The 714-nt window shown below is 63.2% G+C and carries 1 protein-coding gene; it reads right to left on the bottom strand.

Features of this window, described 5'->3' with window-relative positions; translation table 11 throughout:
• Positions 1 to 107 precede the first annotated feature (107 nt).
• Positions 108 to 341: a hypothetical protein gene (locus ACLQ25_RS32755; RefSeq protein ID WP_425734597.1), complete on the bottom strand. Its 234-nt coding sequence runs from the start codon at positions 339 to 341 to the stop codon at positions 108 to 110.
• Positions 342 to 714 lie beyond the last annotated feature (373 nt).

The following is a 714-nucleotide window of genomic DNA, read 5'->3' as shown; positions in this document are numbered from 1 at the left end:
TGCTGCCACGGACGACTTCCTCCCCCACGGCCATCAGACCATGGTCAAGAAGCTCCATGAAAGCGGGGGTATCTCAAGCCGATCGAACGCGGCGAGCATGTCGGTGCTCACTTCGCCGCCTTCGCGTGGTTGGCCCGGCACGCAGCCCGGCCCTTGAGGTCGCGCGGGTGTCCACACTCCGCGTGGTTCAGGCGGCCGTTTTCTCCAACCTTCGGCGCGAACTCGGGCTTAGCCGCGGTGGCCTTCTTGGCCGGGGTCTTGCGGGTGGCGGCCTCCGTGGCCTTCGCGGTGGTGGTAGCAGGCGTGGTCGGTTCGGTCATGGTGTCCTCCTCGGTGATCACGCTCCGTAGTGGAGCGAGCCCAACGTAAGAGGACTCCTGACCAGTCCTAATACCCTTCCCGCATGGTCTGAGACTCCTTCAACTGGCGGGATTACGCCGGTACTCATGCGCTGGGCAGGGAGCGGTGAGGTTGCGGATGATCCTTCGTCCCCGGGTTGTGTCGCTCAGCGCGTCGTTCAACCAGTACGACAGGGAGAGGGTGGGAGAGCCCTCGATGCGGCGGAAAGTGTCGCCCTTAAAGGTGAACACTGAACTGATCTCAACAAGATTCGCGTAGGTATTTGTATTCGAAGTGAGTCAGGTGTAGCGCGGCGGCGACGATGTCACCGATCCGGCGTGGGCTGGCCGTGGTGTGGCGCAGCACTTTCCAGCG

Origin of the sequence: Micromonospora sp. DT44, from assembly GCF_049841635.1 — a bacterium.
Taxonomy (GTDB): Bacteria; Actinomycetota; Actinomycetes; order Mycobacteriales; family Micromonosporaceae; genus Micromonospora.
Note: the sequence above shows the minus strand (reverse complement) of the source record. Positions and strands in the feature narration are given on the sequence as shown.